This is a genomic window from Lentzea sp. HUAS TT2, from assembly GCF_051853195.1.
In the GTDB taxonomy this organism is placed as follows: domain Bacteria; phylum Actinomycetota; class Actinomycetes; order Mycobacteriales; family Pseudonocardiaceae; genus Lentzea.
This window is the reverse complement of sequence record NZ_CP196667.1, coordinates 2,512,450-2,530,204: the sequence shown is the minus strand read 5'-3', so window position 1 is coordinate 2,530,204 and position 17,755 is coordinate 2,512,450. Positions and strand designations below refer to the sequence as shown.

Genomic DNA, 17,755 nt, shown 5'->3' with positions numbered 1-17,755 from the left:
TTGGCAGGAAATATGTCCGTGCGGGGAACATCTCGATGTACGACGCGTTTTCACGATTTGGGCGCCGTTGACTCGATCCGCGGGCTCGCCTGTACTTCCGCCCATGACCTTGTCCATAGCAGGAGTGGCCGCGCGGCCGAAAACCGCGACGCCTTCGCAGGCGCGGAAGTTCAAGCTGCCGCTGCGTTGGATCAGCCCGGTGGCGCTGGTCCTGCTGTGGCAACTGGCCAGCTCAACGGGTGTGCTGTCGCCCGACAAACTCGCTTCCCCCATCACTGTCGCCCACTCCGCCGGTGAGCTGATCGCGGACGGCCAATTGGGCGAGGCGTTCGCCGTGTCGATCGGGCGCGTTTTCTTCGGATTCCTGATAGGCGGTTTTCTCGGCGTTGTCCTGGGTCTCGCCTCCGGCCTTTCCCGCTGGGGCGAGACATTGCTCGACCCGCCGGTGCAGATGTTGCGGACGCTGCCGCACCTCGGCCTGATCCCGCTGTTCATCCTCTGGTTCGGCATCGGCGAGGAGCCGAAGCTCGCGCTGGTCGCGGCCGGGGTGGCGTTCCCGCTCTACCTCAACCTGCACGCGGGCATCCGGCAGACCGACCCCGGTCTCGTCGAGGCCGCTCGGGTGCTCGGCTACAGCCGGATCGAACGGGTGGTGCACGTCGTGCTGCCGTCCGCCGTGCCGCAAACCCTGGTGGGACTGCGGATCGCGTTCGGCACCGCCTGGTTGTCGCTGATCGTCGCCGAGCAGGTCAACGCCGACGCGGGCCTCGGCTTCCTGATCAACAACGCCCGTGAGTTCCTCCGCACCGACGTCGTGGTCGTCGGCCTCGTGGTCTACGCGCTGCTCGGCCTGACGACGGACGCCCTGGTGCGGTTGCTGGAGAGGAGGATCCTGCGATGGCGAGCCCGGTGAAGTCGGCCGTGAGTGTTCGAGGTCTGCGCAAGGCTTTCGGCCCGCGAACTGTCCTGGACGGCATCGACCTGGAGGTCCGGCCCGGCGAGTTCGTCGCATTGCTGGGACGCAGTGGCTGCGGCAAGTCGACGTTGCTGCGGATCCTCGCCGGCCTCGACCGCGAGGTCGAGGGCGAGGCGGAAGTGCCCGGCACGGTGTCGATCGCGTTCCAGCAGCCGCGTCTGCTGCCGTGGCGCAAGGTCTGGCGCAACATCTCGCTGGGCCTGCACAAGCCGGACGGCCGTGCGGTCGCGTTGAAGGCGCTGGAAGAAGTGCGGCTGACCGACCACGCCGACGCGTGGCCGCTGACGTTGTCCGGCGGTGAGGCGCAACGGGTCTCGCTCGCGCGGGCGTTGGTGCGCGAGCCGGACGTGCTGCTGCTGGACGAACCGTTCGGCGCGCTGGACGCGCTGACCAGGCTCGCCATGCACCACCTGGTGGAAGACCTGTGGCTCAGGCACAAGCCCGCCGTGCTGCTCGTGACGCACGACGTCGACGAGGCGTTGCTGCTGGCCGACCGGATCCTCGTGCTCGACGAGGGCCGGATCGTCGCCACGCACCACGTCGACCTGCCCCGCCCGCGCCGCCGGGCATCCGTTGTGGAGCAGCGCACCCGCGTGCTCGCTGACCTGGGAGTGGACGTTGAAGAAGCTGCCTGACAGGAAGTTGCTCGCTCTTCTCGCCGCGATCCTCTTCACCACCGGGTGCTCGACGGCCGCGCAGTCCCCGGACGCCCCGGCCGGCGACGTCGTGCTGAAGGTCGGTGACCAGAAGGGCGGCGCCAAGTCGGTGCTGACCGCGGCCGGTCTGCTGAACGACTTCCCCTACAAGATCGAGTGGTCGACGTTCACCTCCGGCCCGCCCCTGCTCGAGGCGGCCTCGGCGGGCGCGATCGACGTCGGCGCGGTCGGCAACACACCGCCGATCTTCGCCGCCGCCGCGAGCGCCAAGATCGCCGCCGTCGGGGTGTCGAAGGGCCAGGTCGAGGCGGACGCGATCCTCGTGCCGGAGAACTCGCCGCTGAAGTCGGTCAGCGAGCTGAAGGGCAAGAACATCGCCGTGGCCAAGGGGAGTTCGGCCCACGGCCAGGTCCTGCTGACGTTGCGCGCGGCCGGTCTCACGACCAAGGACGTCACGCTGAACTTCCTGCAGCCCGCCGACGCGTACGGCGCGTTCACGCAGGGCAAGGTCGACGCGTGGGCGGTCTGGGACCCCTACACCGCGCAGGCGCAGCAGGAGGCCAAGGCCCGCGTGCTCACCACCGGTGAGGGCAGGTCGAACGGCTACGGCTTCAACGTCGCCGGCAAGAAGGCGTTGGACGACAAGGGGAAGAACCCGGCGCTCAAGGAGTACCTGATCCGGTACTACAAGGCGCAGAAGTGGGCCGACACGCACCGCGAGGAGTGGGCGAAGGCCTGGGCGGCCGAGACGGGCCTGAAGTACGAGGTCGCGCTCGCGGCCGTGCAGCGCAACGGCGACCAGGTGGTGAAGCTCGACGACACGGTGATCAAGTCCGAGCAGGAGCTCGCGGACGCGTTCACCGAGGACAAGACGCTGCCGGGCAAGGTCGACTTCGCGAAGTTCGTGGACACGAGGTTCCAGGGAGATCTGGCATGAGCATCACGCTGCACTGGTTCCTGCCGACCTCCGGCGACGGCCGCACGGTCGTGGAGCACTTCCACGCCAACCGCGCGCCCGCGGCCGGGGCACGCCGGGAGCCGGACATCGACTACCTGGCGCAGATCGCGCGCACGGCGGAGCAGGTCGGGTTCACCGGGGTGCTCACGCCGACCGGCACGTGGTGCGAGGACGCGTGGCTGACCACGTCCGCGTTGATCGCGCAGACCAAGACGCTGAAGTTCCTCGTGGCGTTCCGGCCCGGCGTGCTGTCGCCGACGCTGGCCGCGCAGATGGCCGCGACGTACCAGCGGATCTCGCGCGGGCGGTTGCTGCTCAACGTGGTGACCGGCGGCGACTCCGTCGAGCAGCAACGGTTCGGCGACTGGCTCGACAAGGACCAGCGCTACGAGCGCACCGACGAGTTCCTCCAGGTCGTGCGCGGGATCTGGACCGGCAAGCCGTACACGTTCCAGGGCAGGCACTACCAGGTGCAGGACGCCACGGTGCTGGCCGCGCCGGACCCGGTGCCGCCGATCTACTTCGGGGGCTCGTCCGACGCTGCTCTACCCGTGGCTGCCGCCCGCGCCGACGTGTACCTGACCTGGGGCGAGCCGCCCGCCGACGTGGCGGAGAAGATCGCACGGGTGCGGGCGCTCACCGATCGCCCGATCCGGTTCGGCATCCGGCTGCACACGATCAGCAGGGATACCTCGGCGGAGGCGTGGGCCGCGGCCGCGAAGCTGCTCGACGCGCTGGACCCGGCTGTGGTCGCGAAGGCGCAGGAACAGCTGGGCGCGTCGGAGTCCGTTGGCCAGCAACGGATGCTGGCACTGCACGGCGGCGACCTCAGCCGCGGCGTGCGGGGCCTGGAGATCTACCCGAACCTGTGGGCAGGCGTCGGGCTCGTGCGTGGTGGCGCGGGAACGGCGTTGGTGGGGTCGCACTCCGAGGTCGCGGATCTGGTGGAGGAGTACCACTCCATCGGGATCGACGAGTTCGTGCTGTCCGGCTACCCGCACCTGGAAGAGGCCTACTGGTTCGGCGAGGGCGTGCGGCCCCTGCTCAAGCAACGAGGGTTGCTCGACGGGGACCGCACGCTCGCACTGGCCAGTGCCACGACCGGCAACCTTCACCGCGCCTTCGACGCTCAGCAGAGCGCCTCGCGGCACTAGCGCTTGACCTTGGCCTCCACGGCCGTGTCGGGGTTGTCCGCGAACACGCCGTCGATGCCCTGCTTGAAGAACAGGTCGTACTCCTCGAAGGCCCGGCCGTACGCGGCCGGGTCGGTCGAGGAGCGGAAGTCCGCGGGCAGGAACGAGTTCTCGTTGCGGAACGTCCACGAGTGCACGATCAGCCCGACCCGGTGGGCGTCCTTGACGACCGTGGTCGGAGCCTTGAGGAAACCGTTGGCGTCACGCGGGATGATGATGTCCTTGGTGAGGCCGACACCGTCCGCGTAGGAACGGACCTCGCGCAGACCGGCCGGGGTGACCAGATCTGCGTACGTGCGCTTGTCCCCGGCCACCACGAAGTCGTACGGCGCGCCGGAACCGTTGACGAGCTGCACGATCGGCACGCGCAGCGACTTGTTGAGCTCCTTGAGGTTCGCGACCTCGAACGACTGCACGTAGACCTTGGCGCTGCTCCGGTTGAGACCGTTGCGGTTCAGCGTCTCGACGAGCTTCGGCTCCAGCGCGAGACCGATCGACTTGAAGTACGTCGGGTGCTTGGTCTCCGGGTAGATGCCGATCTCTCGGTGCAGCTCGCGGGACAGGCGCTTCGAGAGGTCGATGACCTCCTGCAGCGTCGGGATCTCGAAGCGGCCGTCGTAGAGGGTGTTGCGCGGGCGGATCGCCGGGATGCGTTCCTTGGCGCGCAACGTCTTCAGCTCGGCGAGCGTGAAGTCCTCGGTGAACCAGCCGGTGACGGCGACACCGTCGATCGTCTTGGTCTTCTTGCGGTCGGCGAACTGCGGCAACGAGCTGACGTCGGTGGTGCCGCCGATCTCGTTCTCGTGCCGGGCGACCAGCTTGCCGTCCTTGGTGGGCACCAGGTCGGGCTCGATGAAGTCGGCGCCCATGCGTGCCGCGAGCTCGTACGACGCGAGCGTGTGCTCGGGCCGGTACGCCGACGCGCCGCGGTGCCCGATGACGATCGGGCCCTTGTCGTCGTGCGCCGAGGCGGAAGGCAGCGACGCCACCACCGCACCCGCGAACACGAGGACCGCGGCGGCAAGACCTCTCCGGTACATCGTTCGACCTCCCGTTTGGTGTTGAGAGCGCACCCAAGCATCGCAACACGAAATGCAGGTGAACGGTTACTCACGGGAAAGTGCGGCTTCCTCCAAGTCGAGTTCGCGCAGCACCCGGAACAGCACCTCGTCGTCGATCTCGCCCTTGTCCCTGGCCTTGACGAACTCGTCACGTTCGGCGCTGAGCATCGCCCTGCGCAGCCTGCGGTACGCGGCCGCCGGGCTCTCCTCGTCCTGCCGCCCGAGCCGTTCCCACGCGGCGTTGCCCCGATGCTCGGCGAGCGATCGCAGCTGGTCGCGGACGTGGTCGGGGACGTCATCGGTCTCCTGGTCGAGCCTCGTCACCGCGGCCTGCGCCGCCCGGTGCTGCACCTGCGCCTCCGCCAGCGCGTCCTTGCGGGCGTCGTCGTCCTCGAAGCCGATCTTGCTGATCAGCCACGGCAGCGTCATGCCCTGCAGCAGCAGGGTCGCGACGGTGACGACGAACGCGCAGAACAGGATGACGTCGCGGCCGGGAACGTCCGCCGGGATCGCCGCCGCGGCCGCCAGCGTCACCACACCCCGCATGCCCGCCCACGAGATCACCGTCACCTGGCCCAGGTCCGGCATCCCCTCGCGTTCCCTGATCTTCTTGCTCAGCAGGACCGGCAGGTAGGCGGCTGGGTACATCCACACGAACCGGGCGAGGATCGTGGCCAGCAGCACCGCCGCGGCGCCGAGCAGCAGACCGGCGTTGAGGTCGGCGTCGGCGATGATCGACGAGACCTGCAGGCCGATGAGAGCGAAGACGAACGACTCCATCAGCGCGTCCACCGAACGCCACACGGCACCGTCCTGCAGTCGCGTCGTGTAACTGCCGCGCGGGGCGTTGTGCCCGATGTAGAGGCCGGCGACGACGACCGCGAGTACCCCGGAGACGTGGAAAGCCTCTTCCGCGAGCAGGTAGGCGCCGAACGGCACGAGCAGGCCGAGTGCGCTCTCCAGCACGCCCTCGCAGAGCCGTTTGCGCAGGAAGTGGACGACCACGCCGACGACCAGGCCGATCGCGATGCCACCGATCGTCACCTGCACGAACATCCACACGCCGTCGATCGGGTGCATGGCCGCCCCCGCCGCGGCCGCCACCGCGACCTTGAACGCCGTCAGCGCCGTCGCGTCGTTGATCAGGCTCTCGCCGACCAGCAGCGTCATCGCCCGGCGCGGCAGCCCGAGCCTGCGTCCGATCGCGACGGCCGCCACGGCGTCCGGCGGGGCCACGACCGCGCCCAGCACGAGCGCGGCGGCGAACGGCAGGTCCGGGAAGACCAGCTTCGCCGTCACGCCCACCACGAAGGTCGTGAAGAGCACGAGTCCCACCGCGAGGAGCCCGATCGGCCGCAGGTTCGCGCGGATGTTGAGGTAGGAGCTGTCCAGTGCCGCGCTGTAGAGCAGTGGCGGCAGCACCACCAGCAGGATCAGGTGCGGATCGAGCTCGAACTCCGGCACGCCGGGGATGAACGAGACGATCAGGCCGACGGCCACGAGGACCAGCGGCGCCGACCAGTTCAACCGGCGTGCGATGGCCGTGACGATCAACGCCCCGAGGAGCAGCAGCAGAAGCTCAGGCCCGTACATGCCGCTCATTCTGCGTAATGATGCAAACCATGACCTGTTCGCACGTGGAAGCGCTGCCTCAATCGGTGGAACCGGAGTCCAGCGAGGGCTGCGTGGACTGTCTCGCCCTGGGCGAGCGCAACTGGGCTCATCTGCGGATGTGTCTGTCCTGCGGGCACGTGGCGTGCTGCGACTCGAGCCCCCACCGGCACGCGACCGCGCACTTCGGCGCGTCCCAGCATCCGGTCATGCGCTCGTTCGAACCGGGCGAGGACTGGCGCTGGTGCTATGTGGACAGTGCCATCGTGTGATCTCGCTCTGAAGTCTTTGCAGTCCCTTTGGATTGATGCACTGATGCTGTGATCGCGCCCACAGTACGGTCGGTCCGTGGCCAACCCGGACCTCGCCCGCATCGTCGCGGAGCACGACGAGGAGATGCCGTCGCGTTCGCTCTCACCCAGGTGGGAGCGGGCGCTGTGGATCGCCGGCCTGCTGATCGCCCTCCTGGTGCTCAAGCAGGTGTTCTTCCCGTTCGCCAAGGGAAGCCAGTACTACCTGATCATCTTCCTGGCGGTCACGCTGCCGCTGGTGTTCCTGGCGTACGGCCGCGGGCACACGCCGCCCTGGTGGGACTGGGTCCTGGCCGGGCTCGCCTTCGTGGTGGGCGCGTATCCGCTGTTCGGGGGCTACGACGAGTTCCTGAACCGGCAGGGCCAGCTCTCGACCCTGGACGTGATCGCGGGCTCGGTGCTGCTGGTGTTGATCCTGGAGGCCTGCCGGCGCACGACCGGGTGGGTGCTTCCGGTGGTGTGCCTGGCGTTCATCGCCTACGCCTACTACGGCGGGTTCCTGCCGGCGTCGTGGTCGATATCGCACTCCGGCATCGACTTCCCGCAGATCATCAACGGGTTCTTCAACGACTCCAGCGGGTTCTACGGCATTCCGCTGGATGTCGCCGCGACCTACATCGTGCTGTTCACGATCTACGGCGCCGTGCTGAACGCCTCGGGGGCCGGCAAGTTCTTCGTGGACGTCAGCTTCGCCGCTTTCCGCAAGTCGCGGACGGCGCCCGGTCGTACGGCGGCGACCGCGGGCTTCCTGCTGGGCACGGTTTCCGGATCCGGCACGGCGACCACGGTGTCGTTGGGCGCCGTGACGTGGCCGATGCTGCAGAAGGCCGGATATCCCAAGGAGAACGCGGGAGGGCTGCTCGCGGCGTCCGGCATCGGCGCGATCCTGTCGCCGCCCACGCTGGGCGCGGCGGCGTTCATCATCGCCGAGTACCTGCAGGTCTCGTACCTGGAGGTGCTGATCTGGGCGATCATCCCGACGCTGCTCTACTACCTGGGCATCGCGCTGGCCGTCGAGGCGGACGCGCGGCGGTTCGGCGCCCGGCCCGTCGACGTGGACGCGCCGCGGTTCTTCGACGTGCTGAAGCTCGGCTGGTACCACTTCCTGTCGCTCTTCATCATCATCGTGTTCCTGGCGCTGGACATCCCGGTCTACAAGGCCGTCGTGTACGCGACGGGTGTGGCCGCGCTGTTCGCGTTGATCAACCACCGGCGTGAGTGGTTCCGGCTGATCGCCGACGCGCTGTCGGTCGGGGTGCGCTCGGCGTTCCCGGTGATCGCGGTGTGCGCGGCGGCCGGCGTGGTGACCTCGACGATCACCAAGACCGGGCTGGGGCAAGCGTTTGCGGGGTCGTTGGTGGACCTGGCTTCGGCGTTGACCTCGGAGCCCGTCGTGGTGCTGATGCTGACGGCGGTGCTCGCGGCCGTGGCGGTGTCGGTGCTCGGGCTGGCCGTGCCGGTGACGGCGTCGTTCATCATCTCGTGGGTCGTCATCGGGCCTGCGTTGATCACGCTGGGCGTCGAGCCGGCCGAGACGGCGATGTTCATCTTCTACTACGCGGTGTTGTCCGAGGTGACGCCGCCGACCGCCCTTGCCGCCGTCGCCGCCGCCGCGCTGACCGGCGGTGACGTGATGAAGACGATGTGGCAGACGTGGAAGTACACGCTGCCCGCGTTCCTGGTGCCGCTGGCGTTCGTGCTGACCGACGCCGGTGCCTCCCTTTTGCTGCGCGGACCCCTGCTGGACTCGGTGTGGGCGTTCGGTGCGTCCGCGCTGGGGGTGGCCGCTCTCGCCGTGCTGACGGGCGGCTGGTTGTTCGGTCCCGCGCGCTGGCCGGAACGTCTGCTGTGCGTGCCGGCCGCGTTGTTCCTGCTCTATCTGCAGCCGCTGACGATCGCCATCGGGGCAGGGTTCCTCGTGGTGGCCGTGGCGGTACACCTGGTGACCCGTGGGAGGGTTCGTGATGCTGCGTAAGTACGCGATCGGTGCGATCGCTTTGGCGCTCGTGGTTTCCGGGTGTGGCGGCAAGCGCACACCCACCACGCCCGACGCCTCGGGCGGCGGCGCGTCCTGCGAGGCGTCGGACGGGCGGATCACGATCGCGACCGGCAACTCCGGTGGCGTGTACTTCGTGGTCGGCGGCGGTCTGGCGAAGCTGATCTCCGACAACTCGAAGCTGAAGGCGTCGTCCGCCGAGACCGGTGCGTCGGTGCAGAACATCCAGCAGCTCGTCGCGGGCACGTACGACATCGCGTTCTCGCTGGCCGACACCGCCGCGGACGCCGTCAACGGCACCGGCGCGTTCAACGGCAAGAAGGAGAAGATCGCGGCGCTGACGCGGATCTACCCGAACTACACGCAGGTCCTCGTCCGGGCGGACTCCGGGATCAACTCGATCGCGGACATGAAGGGCAAGCGGATCTCGACGGGGTCGCCGAAGTCCGGCACCGAGGTGATCGCCGGGCGCCTGCTGAAGTCGGCCGGTCTCAACATCGACTCCGACGTGCAGGCGCAGCGGCTCGACCTCACCAAGACCGCGGACGGCATGAAGGACGGCAGCATCGACGGCCTGATCTGGTCGGGCGGGCTGCCGACGCCGCAGATCACGGACATCACCACGTCGCTCAAGGACAAGGTGAAGTTCGTCGACATCACCCCGCTCCTGCCGGAGATGAAGAAGATCAGCCCGGTGTACGACACGGCGCCGATCCCCGCGGCGACCTACGGCGTGGCCGAGGTTCCCACGATCGTGGTGCCGAACCTGCTGCTCGTCCGCGAGGACTTCGCGGCCAACAACGCCTGCGCCGTCACCAAGCTGATCTTCGACAAGAAGGCTGACCTGGAGAAGGTCCACCCGGCCGTGAAGGACATCTCGAAGGACAAGGCCTCCGCGTCCGAACCGGTCCCGCTGCACCCTGGGGCGAAGCAGGCACTCGGCTGAACTACGCTGGGCCCTCGTGCGCGTCCTGGTCATCGGGTCTGGAGCCCGTGAGCATGCCCTTGTCCTCGCGTTGTCGCGCGACCCGCAGCTGACTGCTTTGGCGTGCGCGCCTGGCAACGCCGGCATAGCCGGGCACGCCGAGATCTACGGCGTCGACGTCGCAGACGCCTCGGCCGTCGCAGGCCTCGCGAAGGAGTGGAAGGCCGACCTCGTCGTCATCGGCCCCGAACAACCGCTGGTGGTCGGGGCCGCGGACGCTGTCCGTGCGCTCGGCATCCCCTGCTTCGGTCCGTCGAAGGCCGCTGCCTGCATCGAGGGGTCCAAGGCGTTCGCCAAGGACGTCATGAACGCCGCGGGGGTGCCGACCGCGCACAGCGAGGTCGTGGACAACCCGGCCCGTCTGGACGCCGCCCTGTCCCGGTTCGGCCCGACGTGGGTCGTGAAGGACGACGGCCTGGCGGCCGGCAAGGGCGTCGTGGTGACCAGTGACCTCGCTCTCGCCCGTGCGCACGCCATGACGTTGCTCGACGGCGGCCACCCGGTGCTGCTGGAGTCGTTCCTGGACGGTCCGGAGGTGTCGCTGTTCTGCGTCACCGACGGCGAGACCGTGGTGCCGCTGATCCCGGCGCAGGACTTCAAGCGCGTCGGCGACGGCGACGCGGGCCCGAACACCGGCGGCATGGGTGCCTACGCGCCGCTGCCGTGGGCGCCGGAGGGCCTGGTGTCCGAGATCGTGTCGCGCTGCGTCCAGCCCGTCGTCGACGAGCTGCGTGCGCGGGAGACGCCGTTCGTCGGCCTGCTGTACGCGGGCCTGGCGCTGACGTCGAACGGCGTGCAGGTGATCGAGTTCAACTGCCGCTTCGGCGACCCGGAGACGCAGTCCGTGCTCGCCCTGCTGAAGTCGCCGATCTCCTCGTTGTTCCTGGCGGCGGCCGACGGCTCGCTGGCGTCCCTGCCTGCGCTGGAGTGGGAGAACGGGTACGCCGTGACCGTCGTGCTGGCGGCCGAGGGCTACCCGAACCGCCCGCGCACCGGCGACGTGATCACCGGCTCCGAGGCCGAGGGCGTCCTGCACGCGGGCACGCGCCGCCGTGAGGACGGTGCCGTGGTCTCCGCCGGCGGCCGAGTGTTGTCCGTCGTCGGCACCGGCAAGTCGTTGTCGAAGGCCCGCGACCGCGCCTACAAGCGCATCGCGGACATCCACCTCACCGGCTCGCACCACCGTTCGGACATCGCGTCGAAGGCCATCGACGGCAAGATCACGCTGCCGTGAGCCTCCTGGGGTGCGTGCTGGGCGGTGCCGTCGGCGACGGCCTCGGCGCGCCGATCGAGTTCTCGTCGATCGACACGATCCGCCGCCAGTACGGCCCCGCGGGTGTCGTCGACCTCCCCGTGCTGGAGATCACCGACGACACCCAGATGGTGCTCTTCACGCTGGAGGGCCTCCTGCTCGCCCGCCAGCACGGCGTGGACCCGCGACTGACCGTGCGGGCCGCCTACGCGCGCTGGCTGCACACGCAGGGCGGCCCTCTGGTCGCCTCGGACGGCTGGCTGATGGCGGACCAGCGCCTGCACTCACGGCGGGCGCCGGGCCACACGTGCATAACCGCGTTGAAGCACAACGAGAAGAACAACTCGAAGGGCTGCGGCGGCGTCATGCGCGCCGCCCCGGTCGCCGTCTGGTCGTCCGACGTCCGCGAGGTCTTCACCCTGGCCGCGGACACCGCCCGCATGACGCACCACCACCCGAGCGGCTACCTGTCCGCAGGCGCCCTGGCGGTGATCGTCCAAGCGTTGCTGGCGGGCTCGGACCTGCCGTCGGCCGTAGCCGTGGCACGAGCCGAACTGATCCGCTGGGACGGCCACGAGGAACAGACCTCGTTGCTGGACAAGGTGATGGGCCTGGGCCCGTTGACCCCGGAGGAGATCGAGTCGGAACTGGGCGGCGGCTGGGTGGGCGAAGAAGCCCTGGCCATCGGCCTGCACGCCGCCCTGGTCGGCAAGGACTTCGCCGACGCGGTGCGAATCGCGGTGAATCACACGGGCGACAGCGACTCGACGGGTTCGATCTGCGGCAACATCCTCGGCGCGCGCGACGGCGTCACCGTGATCCCCTCGGAATGGCTGGCCGTGCTGGAACTGCGAGACGTGATCGAACGCCTGTCCCTCAGCTGGTGACGGGAATCCACAACTCGGCCGTGGCCTGGTCACCATCGATCTGCGTGCGCAACATCGACGGCCCCTCAACGCTCTCGTAGCTGTTGGACGGGAACCACTGCGTGTACACGTCCCGCCACATGTACTGAATGGTCTCGGGATACGGCCCAGTAGCCGTGAACACCGCCCACGTGTTCTCCGGCACCTGCAGCGTCTCCATGTCCTCAGGCGCGTCCTCGCTGGTCACCACCCCCTGGAAGTAGTCGAGCATGGCGCCCTCCTCGACCCCTTCCTGGTTGAAGGTGAGCGCCAGCATCCCCTCCGGCTCCCCGTTGCTGAGCGCCTTCATCCGGTCGAGCGCCGGCATCCCGATGCCCTTCACGAACTCGACGATCGCGGGGTTCATCCCCAGGTGCACCAACGGCACCCGCGTCCCCCGCCCGACAACCCGAAACGCGTCCTTCTCGACGATCCGGTACTCCATGCTCGTACTCCCCTCGACAACAAGTCTGAACGTGAGAATCTGCTGCGACTGCAACGCCTTCCGGCTCTGGCGCGCCTCCTGGGGACCGACCTTGTGCATCGCCCTGAAAGCACGCGCAAAGGCCTCGTTGGACCCGTAACCCCATTTGACGGCAACGTCGAGCAGCGAACTCTGTCCACTGAGGACCTCGCTCGCCGCCTTCGTGAGCCTCCTGCGGCGGATGTACTCGCTCAGCGGAATCCCCGCCAGCGCACTGAACATCCGGCGCAGGTGGTACTCACTGGTGCCCGCGATCCGGGCGAGCACCTTGACGTCGACCTCGCCTTCGAGGTCGTCCTCGATGCGGGCCATGGCCTCGTTGAGTCGTTCCAGCACGTCGACAACGCTATGGGGCGCGTCGCGTTCTCACCCGACTAGCTGTGCCCTATCCGATCGCCTTGCGCACGTCACGGGCCGGACGACACTGAGCGTGATGTGGAACCGACGAAGGGTTGTCTTCGTCCAACCACAGGTACGTCTTACTCAGGCGTTGGTAGCCTGCAAGGCGGGACCGAACCGTTACCGACCGTACGGGGGTAGGACGTCGTGACACAGGAGAACGCGGGGGCGGATGCCGTTCTCGGTGCCGCTGCGGGACTGGCTGGTGGCGCGTTGGCCGGTGCGGTCAGCGCCTTCAAGGCCGCCTCGTCGGTCATGGACAGGGTCGCGGAGAACTTCGGGGGCGGCGGGACGCAGAAGTTCCACGTCGAGAAGGACACCGTCCTGAGGGCAGGCAGGGTCGTCCACGACCAGATGAGGATGCTGGAAGACCAGTACCTGGACAAAGTGGAGTTGCTGCGAATCCGGGCCGTGGGCGGCGACAAGGTCACGACGGACGTCGTCGAGGCCTGGAACGACCGGCTCGTGTTCAACGAGGATTCCTACGCGAATCGCATCTCGGCGTACATCGAGGCTCTGAAAAGCCTTTCCGATCAGCTGAAGGTGTCCGCTCAGCAGTACGGATTCAGTGAAGAAGAGATCTCCTCGTCGTTCAGGCCGAAAGTGTGATGATGCGTTTCTCCGTGCTTGCGACACTGGCCTTCTGCGCGGTTGCGATCTCAGCCTGCACACCTGGCGGCGAGAAGGGGACTCCCTCTCCCGAGCAGACGACCGGTTCGTCCGGCAACAATCCGTCGAGTGGCCTTCCAGCGCGCCCGTCCAGCCTGAAGGTCGACTCCGCCGACCCCTGCAAGCTGCTCACGGCTGACCAGATGGCGCAGATCGGGATCAAAGCCGCCACCCCCAGACAAATGGACCTGGTGGAGGGTGAGCAGTCGTCCGGCTGTCGTTTCACGGGCGACGGCGGATTCGGCTACACGGTCGGCGCGGTGACGCACAAAGGCGCTTCCTACTGGATCGAAGGCGCGGGAAACACCGACGGCAAGGTGATCGACGTCGCCGGTTTCGGTGCCGTCGAGATCACCCTCAAGGGCGGAACCGGTTTCGACTGTTCCGTGGCGATCGACGTCGCTGACGGTCAGCAGCTGATGGTCAGCTACATCCCGACCACGACCGCGGAAAAGGATCAAGCCGCCCTGTGCGGAAAGGCTGAGAAAGCCGCCGGTTTTGCGCTCGCGACCCTGAAGACATCGAAGTGAAGTGAGGGGGAGTCATGTCGGGTTATCGGCAGCTCACGGACTGGAACTTTGACGGCTGGTCCAACACGGATCTCGCGACCGAGGTCCAGAAGCTCTCGGGTAGCACCATGGCTTCTCGGTTCAGCGAGGCTTCCGCGGCCCTGCGCTCGCTGGCCGACACGCTGAGCAACGTCGACAAGACCATCCAGGCTCAGCTGCAGGAGCTGAAGATCGACTGGGGCGGCGCGGCAGGCGAGAAGGGCCAGGCGAAGACGGACGTCGTCGCCGCCGGGATCGACGAGAGCAGCCAGGCCTCGACCCAGAGTTCGCAGGCCATGGTGCAGCAGGGCGAAAGCACGAGCCAGGCTCGCTACAGCACGCCTCCCTCCCAGGACCTGCGCGGGGACACCGAGAAGAACTTCGGGGACAAGGTCGGAGGCTTCTTCGGCATCGAGACGGACCACGCCAAGGAGGTCGCGGCGACCAACGCGGCTCGCCAGCAGGCCATCGACAGCCTCAACGGCTACGTCGCGGGCAGCCAGGGCTCGCTCGACGGGTTCCGCGCACCGAGCCAGGCACCGGACATCGTGGTGACCAGTGGCGCCGTCGCCACGCCCGTCGGCCCCCCGGTCGGCACGCCCGCGGGTGGCCCTCCCGGCATCGCCGGCGGCCCCGGCTACACCGGCTCGCCCGGCAGCCCGGGCAGCCCCGGCTTCTCCGGCGTCCCGGTCACCCCGACGCCGGGTACTCCCGGCAACACCACGGGCATCCTCCCCGGTGGCGGCACCCAGAACCCGCTCGCAGCCGGCCCCGGCCTGCCCAAGCCCTTCGGCGCCCCGCCGATCGGCCTGGCAGCCGCGACCGCAGCAGCCGCAGGTCTCGCCGGCGGCACGGCCAGCGCACGTGGCGCCCAGGTCGTCGGTGGTGGACGCGGTCCGAGCCAGGCTCCCAAGACGCCCATCGCGCCCGCCGGCCCGAAGGGGGCGCCCAGCACGATCGGTGGCGGCAAGTCCGGTGGTGGCGGTGCCGGTGGCGCTGGTGCCGGCGGTACCGGGGCTGCGGGTAAGGGGCCCGGCGGTGCGATGACGCCCGGCGGCGCCACTGGCGTTGGGCCCGAGGCGAACCGCGCTGGTGCCGCTGCGGGCAAGGGTGGCGTCGGCGGTAAGGGTGCCGGGTCGCTCATGTCTCCTGCGGCCAGTGCTGCCAAGGGTGAGGGCGAGGAGGACGGCGAGCACGTGCGCAAGTACGGCGTCGACTCCGACGAGATGTTCGGTGACGACCGCATGGTGGTGCAGTCCGTCATCGGCGAAGACCCGAAGGACAAGTAGATCCCTTGAGCTCACCAGGTTCTGTGGTTCTGTCCACAGTGGAGTTCGCCGTGGTCTGGGAGGCGCAACGCCTCCCGGCCGCGCACGTCGCGCTGGACACGCGGATCCCGTCCATCACCCACACCGAGAAGTCCGAGGTGGTGAAGCGGGCCTGGGAGTCGTTGGAGGCTCGTGGGTTGGCTCGCAACGGGCGCGTCGTGCCCGAGCTCGCTGACGGGTTCGCGCTGCTGGCGAACCACCAGGTGGCCATCGACCTGTGGATCTGGGCGGATCGGCAGATCAGCGGGCTCGCCGCGTCCATCGGGGACGAGGCGATCCTGGCGGTGCAGGACCGTGACGAGATGTGGCTGATCGAGGCTCGGGGCACGGCGCTCGCCGAGGCCGCGGTGTCGGTCGCCGGGGAGATGCCCGCCGGGTTCGGGCGGTCGATCAGCATGCCCTACGACGAGCTGGTGGCGGCCGCGAAGAACGTCGGGCTCGACGCCCAGCGGATGATCACCATGCTGGAGCGGCAGGGAATGCGGCTCGGTGACGCGCAGGAGCTCGCCGGGATGCTCGACGGTATGTCCACGCGCGGGCAGTTCGGTGTGCAGCGCAACGGGCGGCGCGCCGGGCGGGTCGTCTCCTTCCACGACACGCACAACGGGCGTTATCTCCGTCAGCTCAAGCCGAGCAGCGACGGGCGCAACTGGTGCACGATCACGCCGGTCGACAACCACCGGCTCGCCGGCTCGATCTGGGAGCTCTTGCAAGAAGTCTGATCGCGGAACCTTCGTTGATGCCCGCCCGTCGAACTGACGGGCGGGCATCGTCGTCTCGAAAGAGCGAATCGGCTCACCGCCCGGCGCAATTCGTTCTAAAGTCGGCGAGTAGACGTTGAGGGGGTAGGCGCGCATGGCTGCGACGAAGTTGAACCAGGAAGCCATGGAACAGTGCCGAACGACCGTGAGCAGTCAGGCCGGACAATTCGGCGCTATCGGTGACGGCTTTTCCGGCCAGTACGGCAATCCGGACATTTTCGGGAAACTCGGCTCTTCCGGTGCGATCTCCGGCGCGGTGTCCGCAATGGACCAGGCAGGCGCGCAGGAGTTCGAGGCGGCCGAGAAGGTGCTGCGCAAGGTCGAGAGCGCGCTCGACGCGGTCCAGACCAACGTCGCGGACGTCGAGGAAACCAACAAGAACTCCTTGAAGGCGGTGTGACGTGAGCGCGATGGACGAAGTCGCGGCGTTGCCCGGCGGCGCGGACGTGGCCGCGCTCGCGGACAAGATCGAGACCGCACAACCCCAGGCCGTGCGCGACATCGCGAGCCGCTGGAAGCAGGCGGCGGGCAAGTGCGGCGACCAGACGAACGTCCTGCAGCGGTCCGTCACACAGCTCGACGGCGCCTGGGAGGGCAAGTCGGCCGACGGTTTCGTCGCCTACATGGCCAACGTGACGAAGTGCGGCACCTCGATGGCCGACGCGCTCAACGGCGCCGCGACCGACCTGGAGGCGGCCGCGAACGCGTTGGAATCCGCGAAAACGTCGATGAACAGCATCTGCGAGAACCTGCTGAGCCGCGCCCGCCAGGCACGCCAGCAGCTCCACGGCCAGCCGCAGGAGGACGTGGACAGCGTCATCCGCGGCTTCTGCGCCGAAGCCGCCAGCGACGCCAAACCGGTTGTCTCCCAAGCAGAAAGCGCGGTCAACGCCGCCGCCGGCACCCTGAAGGGCCGCCCAGGCGCGCTGAGCCCGAAGTTCTCGTCGCTCGAGGACCCGAACACCCAGTCCTTCACGCCGGCCCCCGGCAAGCCCGTCGAGTGGGCCCCGACCGCACCGCCCGACGACTCGACCAAGACGTCGTCCACAACGGACCCGAAGCCCGCGCCCGCGCCTGCGCCCCACCACGGAGGCGGCGGCGGTGGAGGTGGTGGCGGCGCGTCCGGTGGCGGCGGTGGCGGCGGAGGTGAGGGCGGCGGCATGGGCGGCCTCGGCTCCAGCGGCGGCCCGCCCTCGGGCAGCCCGCCTCCCGGCAACGTCCAGGAGTGGATCCGCGAGGCCATCAAGATCCTGCAGGCCAACGGGATCCCGGTCACCGAAGAGAACATCGACGAGATCTGGAAGATCATCGAGAAGGAGTCGAGCGGCAACCCGCACGCCATCAACCTCTGGGATTCCAACGCCCAGGCGGGAACGCCCTCCAAGGGCCTCATGCAGTGCATCGACTCGACGTTCAACGCGCACAAGCTGCCGGGCCACGACGACATCTGGAATCCCGTCGACAACATCATCGCGGGCGTCCGCTACACGTTCTCGCGCTACGGCGGCTTCGAAGGACACCCCGGTTTGAAGGCGATGTCCCAGGGCGGCGGCTACCAAGGGTATTAATGCGCACGATCGGGTGAGCTTTGTCCTGAACCCGGCACTTCTTCGTCAGGTATGTCGTGACGGAAATGTGCCGGGTTTCAGTTATCCACACCCA

General features: G+C 68.5%; 18 protein-coding genes. 15 read left to right on the top strand and 3 right to left on the bottom strand.

Features of this window, described 5'->3' with window-relative positions; genetic code table 11:
- The first annotated feature begins 103 nt into the window (after nucleotides 1–103).
- Genes ACSHWB_RS12575 through ACSHWB_RS12560 form a run of 4 tightly spaced genes read left to right on the top strand, consistent with a single transcriptional unit; the run spans nucleotide 104 to nucleotide 3,744 of the window.
- The gene (locus tag ACSHWB_RS12575; protein ID WP_439662212.1) at nucleotides 104–913 is read left to right on the top strand and encodes an ABC transporter permease; all 810 of its coding nucleotides are present in this window, start codon (nucleotides 104–106) and stop codon (nucleotides 911–913) included.
- On the top strand, nucleotides 898–1,611 hold the full coding sequence (locus ACSHWB_RS12570) for an ABC transporter ATP-binding protein (RefSeq protein WP_439662211.1): 714 nt from the start codon (nucleotides 898–900) through the stop codon (nucleotides 1,609–1,611). Before ACSHWB_RS12575 ends, ACSHWB_RS12570 begins: the two co-directional genes overlap by 16 nt.
- Nucleotides 1,595–2,569: an ABC transporter substrate-binding protein gene (locus ACSHWB_RS12565; RefSeq protein ID WP_439662210.1), complete on the top strand. Its 975-nt coding sequence runs from the start codon at nucleotides 1,595–1,597 to the stop codon at nucleotides 2,567–2,569. The genes ACSHWB_RS12570 and ACSHWB_RS12565 overlap by 17 nt, the downstream gene beginning before the upstream one ends.
- A complete protein-coding gene (locus ACSHWB_RS12560; protein ID WP_439662209.1) occupies nucleotides 2,566–3,744 on the top strand; it encodes an LLM class flavin-dependent oxidoreductase in 1,179 nt (392 codons plus the stop codon). Before ACSHWB_RS12565 ends, ACSHWB_RS12560 begins: the two co-directional genes overlap by 4 nt.
- Here the strand turns inward: ACSHWB_RS12560 and ACSHWB_RS12555 are convergent.
- Together ACSHWB_RS12555 and ACSHWB_RS12550 are read right to left on the bottom strand one after the other, a co-directional pair.
- Nucleotides 3,741–4,823: a glycerophosphodiester phosphodiesterase gene (locus ACSHWB_RS12555; RefSeq protein WP_439662208.1), complete on the bottom strand. Its 1,083-nt coding sequence runs from the start codon at nucleotides 4,821–4,823 to the stop codon at nucleotides 3,741–3,743. The genes ACSHWB_RS12560 and ACSHWB_RS12555 overlap by 4 nt on opposite strands.
- A 66-nt stretch (nucleotides 4,824–4,889) precedes the next feature.
- Nucleotides 4,890–6,446, bottom strand: coding sequence for a Na+/H+ antiporter (locus ACSHWB_RS12550; protein ID WP_439662207.1), 1,557 nt, complete (start codon nucleotides 6,444–6,446; stop codon nucleotides 4,890–4,892).
- 20 nt (nucleotides 6,447–6,466) lie between these two features.
- Between ACSHWB_RS12550 and ACSHWB_RS12545 the strand changes: the two genes are divergently transcribed.
- The 5 genes from ACSHWB_RS12545 to ACSHWB_RS12525 all read left to right on the top strand — a co-directional run bounded on the left by ACSHWB_RS12545 (nucleotide 6,467) and on the right by ACSHWB_RS12525 (nucleotide 11,886).
- The gene (locus ACSHWB_RS12545; protein WP_439662206.1) at nucleotides 6,467–6,727 is read left to right on the top strand and encodes a UBP-type zinc finger domain-containing protein; all 261 of its coding nucleotides are present in this window, start codon (nucleotides 6,467–6,469) and stop codon (nucleotides 6,725–6,727) included.
- A gap of 124 nt (nucleotides 6,728–6,851) precedes the next feature.
- Nucleotides 6,852–8,741, top strand: a complete 1,890-nt coding sequence (locus tag ACSHWB_RS12540; protein WP_439664581.1) for a TRAP transporter permease — start codon at nucleotides 6,852–6,854, stop codon at nucleotides 8,739–8,741.
- The gene (locus tag ACSHWB_RS12535) at nucleotides 8,731–9,708 is read left to right on the top strand and encodes a TAXI family TRAP transporter solute-binding subunit (RefSeq protein ID WP_439664580.1); all 978 of its coding nucleotides are present in this window, start codon (nucleotides 8,731–8,733) and stop codon (nucleotides 9,706–9,708) included. Before ACSHWB_RS12540 ends, ACSHWB_RS12535 begins: the two co-directional genes overlap by 11 nt.
- 16 nt (nucleotides 9,709–9,724) lie before the next feature.
- A complete protein-coding gene (gene purD / locus ACSHWB_RS12530; protein ID WP_439662205.1) occupies nucleotides 9,725–10,981 on the top strand; it encodes a phosphoribosylamine--glycine ligase in 1,257 nt (418 codons plus the stop codon).
- Entirely contained in the window at nucleotides 10,978–11,886 is a 909-nt protein-coding gene (locus ACSHWB_RS12525; RefSeq protein ID WP_439662204.1) for an ADP-ribosylglycohydrolase family protein, read from the top strand. Before purD ends, ACSHWB_RS12525 begins: the two co-directional genes overlap by 4 nt.
- Here the strand turns inward: ACSHWB_RS12525 and ACSHWB_RS12520 are convergent.
- Nucleotides 11,876–12,724, bottom strand: coding sequence for an AraC family transcriptional regulator (locus ACSHWB_RS12520; RefSeq protein WP_439662203.1), 849 nt, complete (start codon nucleotides 12,722–12,724; stop codon nucleotides 11,876–11,878). The genes ACSHWB_RS12525 and ACSHWB_RS12520 overlap by 11 nt on opposite strands.
- Nucleotides 12,725–13,000: 276 nt before the next feature.
- On the opposite strand from ACSHWB_RS12520, the gene ACSHWB_RS12515 reads away from it, so the two are divergent.
- From ACSHWB_RS12515 to ACSHWB_RS12490, 6 genes are all read left to right on the top strand, one after another.
- Nucleotides 13,001–13,396, top strand: coding sequence for a hypothetical protein (locus ACSHWB_RS12515; RefSeq protein WP_439662202.1), 396 nt, complete (start codon nucleotides 13,001–13,003; stop codon nucleotides 13,394–13,396).
- On the top strand, nucleotides 13,396–13,986 hold the full coding sequence (locus tag ACSHWB_RS12510) for a DUF3558 domain-containing protein (protein ID WP_439662201.1): 591 nt from the start codon (nucleotides 13,396–13,398) through the stop codon (nucleotides 13,984–13,986). Before ACSHWB_RS12515 ends, ACSHWB_RS12510 begins: the two co-directional genes overlap by 1 nt.
- Before the next feature lie 14 nt (nucleotides 13,987–14,000).
- Nucleotides 14,001–15,293: a hypothetical protein gene (locus ACSHWB_RS12505; protein ID WP_439662200.1), complete on the top strand. Its 1,293-nt coding sequence runs from the start codon at nucleotides 14,001–14,003 to the stop codon at nucleotides 15,291–15,293.
- Between the two features lie 23 nt (nucleotides 15,294–15,316).
- Nucleotides 15,317–16,054, top strand: a complete 738-nt coding sequence (locus tag ACSHWB_RS12500) for an ESX secretion-associated protein EspG (protein WP_439662199.1) — start codon at nucleotides 15,317–15,319, stop codon at nucleotides 16,052–16,054.
- 133 nt (nucleotides 16,055–16,187) lie between these two features.
- Nucleotides 16,188–16,493: a hypothetical protein gene (locus tag ACSHWB_RS12495; protein ID WP_439662198.1), complete on the top strand. Its 306-nt coding sequence runs from the start codon at nucleotides 16,188–16,190 to the stop codon at nucleotides 16,491–16,493.
- Between the two features lie 10 nt (nucleotides 16,494–16,503).
- Nucleotides 16,504–17,661, top strand: coding sequence for a transglycosylase SLT domain-containing protein (locus ACSHWB_RS12490; protein ID WP_439662197.1), 1,158 nt, complete (start codon nucleotides 16,504–16,506; stop codon nucleotides 17,659–17,661).
- Nucleotides 17,662–17,755 lie beyond the last annotated feature (94 nt).

Bases quoted from the DNA above. Each gene is read 5' to 3' on its own strand.
- ACSHWB_RS12575 (WP_439662212.1), top strand. From the start codon at position 104: ATGACCTTGTCCATAGCAGGAGTGGCCGCGCGGCCGAAAACCGCGACG.
- ACSHWB_RS12570 (WP_439662211.1), top strand. From the start codon at position 898: ATGGCGAGCCCGGTGAAGTCGGCCGTGAGTGTTCGAGGTCTGCGCAAG.
- ACSHWB_RS12560 (WP_439662209.1), top strand. From the start codon at position 2,566: ATGAGCATCACGCTGCACTGGTTCCTGCCGACCTCCGGCGACGGCCGC.
- ACSHWB_RS12555 (WP_439662208.1), bottom strand. From the start codon at position 4,823: ATGTACCGGAGAGGTCTTGCCGCCGCGGTCCTCGTGTTCGCGGGTGCG.
- ACSHWB_RS12550 (WP_439662207.1), bottom strand. From the start codon at position 6,446: ATGAGCGGCATGTACGGGCCTGAGCTTCTGCTGCTGCTCCTCGGGGCG.
- ACSHWB_RS12545 (WP_439662206.1), top strand. From the start codon at position 6,467: ATGACCTGTTCGCACGTGGAAGCGCTGCCTCAATCGGTGGAACCGGAG.
- ACSHWB_RS12540 (WP_439664581.1), top strand. From the start codon at position 6,852: ATGCCGTCGCGTTCGCTCTCACCCAGGTGGGAGCGGGCGCTGTGGATC.
- ACSHWB_RS12535 (WP_439664580.1), top strand. From the start codon at position 8,731: ATGCTGCGTAAGTACGCGATCGGTGCGATCGCTTTGGCGCTCGTGGTT.
- ACSHWB_RS12510 (WP_439662201.1), top strand. From the start codon at position 13,396: ATGATGCGTTTCTCCGTGCTTGCGACACTGGCCTTCTGCGCGGTTGCG.
- ACSHWB_RS12505 (WP_439662200.1), top strand. From the start codon at position 14,001: ATGTCGGGTTATCGGCAGCTCACGGACTGGAACTTTGACGGCTGGTCC.
- ACSHWB_RS12495 (WP_439662198.1), top strand. From the start codon at position 16,188: ATGGCTGCGACGAAGTTGAACCAGGAAGCCATGGAACAGTGCCGAACG.
- ACSHWB_RS12490 (WP_439662197.1), top strand. From the start codon at position 16,504: ATGGACGAAGTCGCGGCGTTGCCCGGCGGCGCGGACGTGGCCGCGCTC.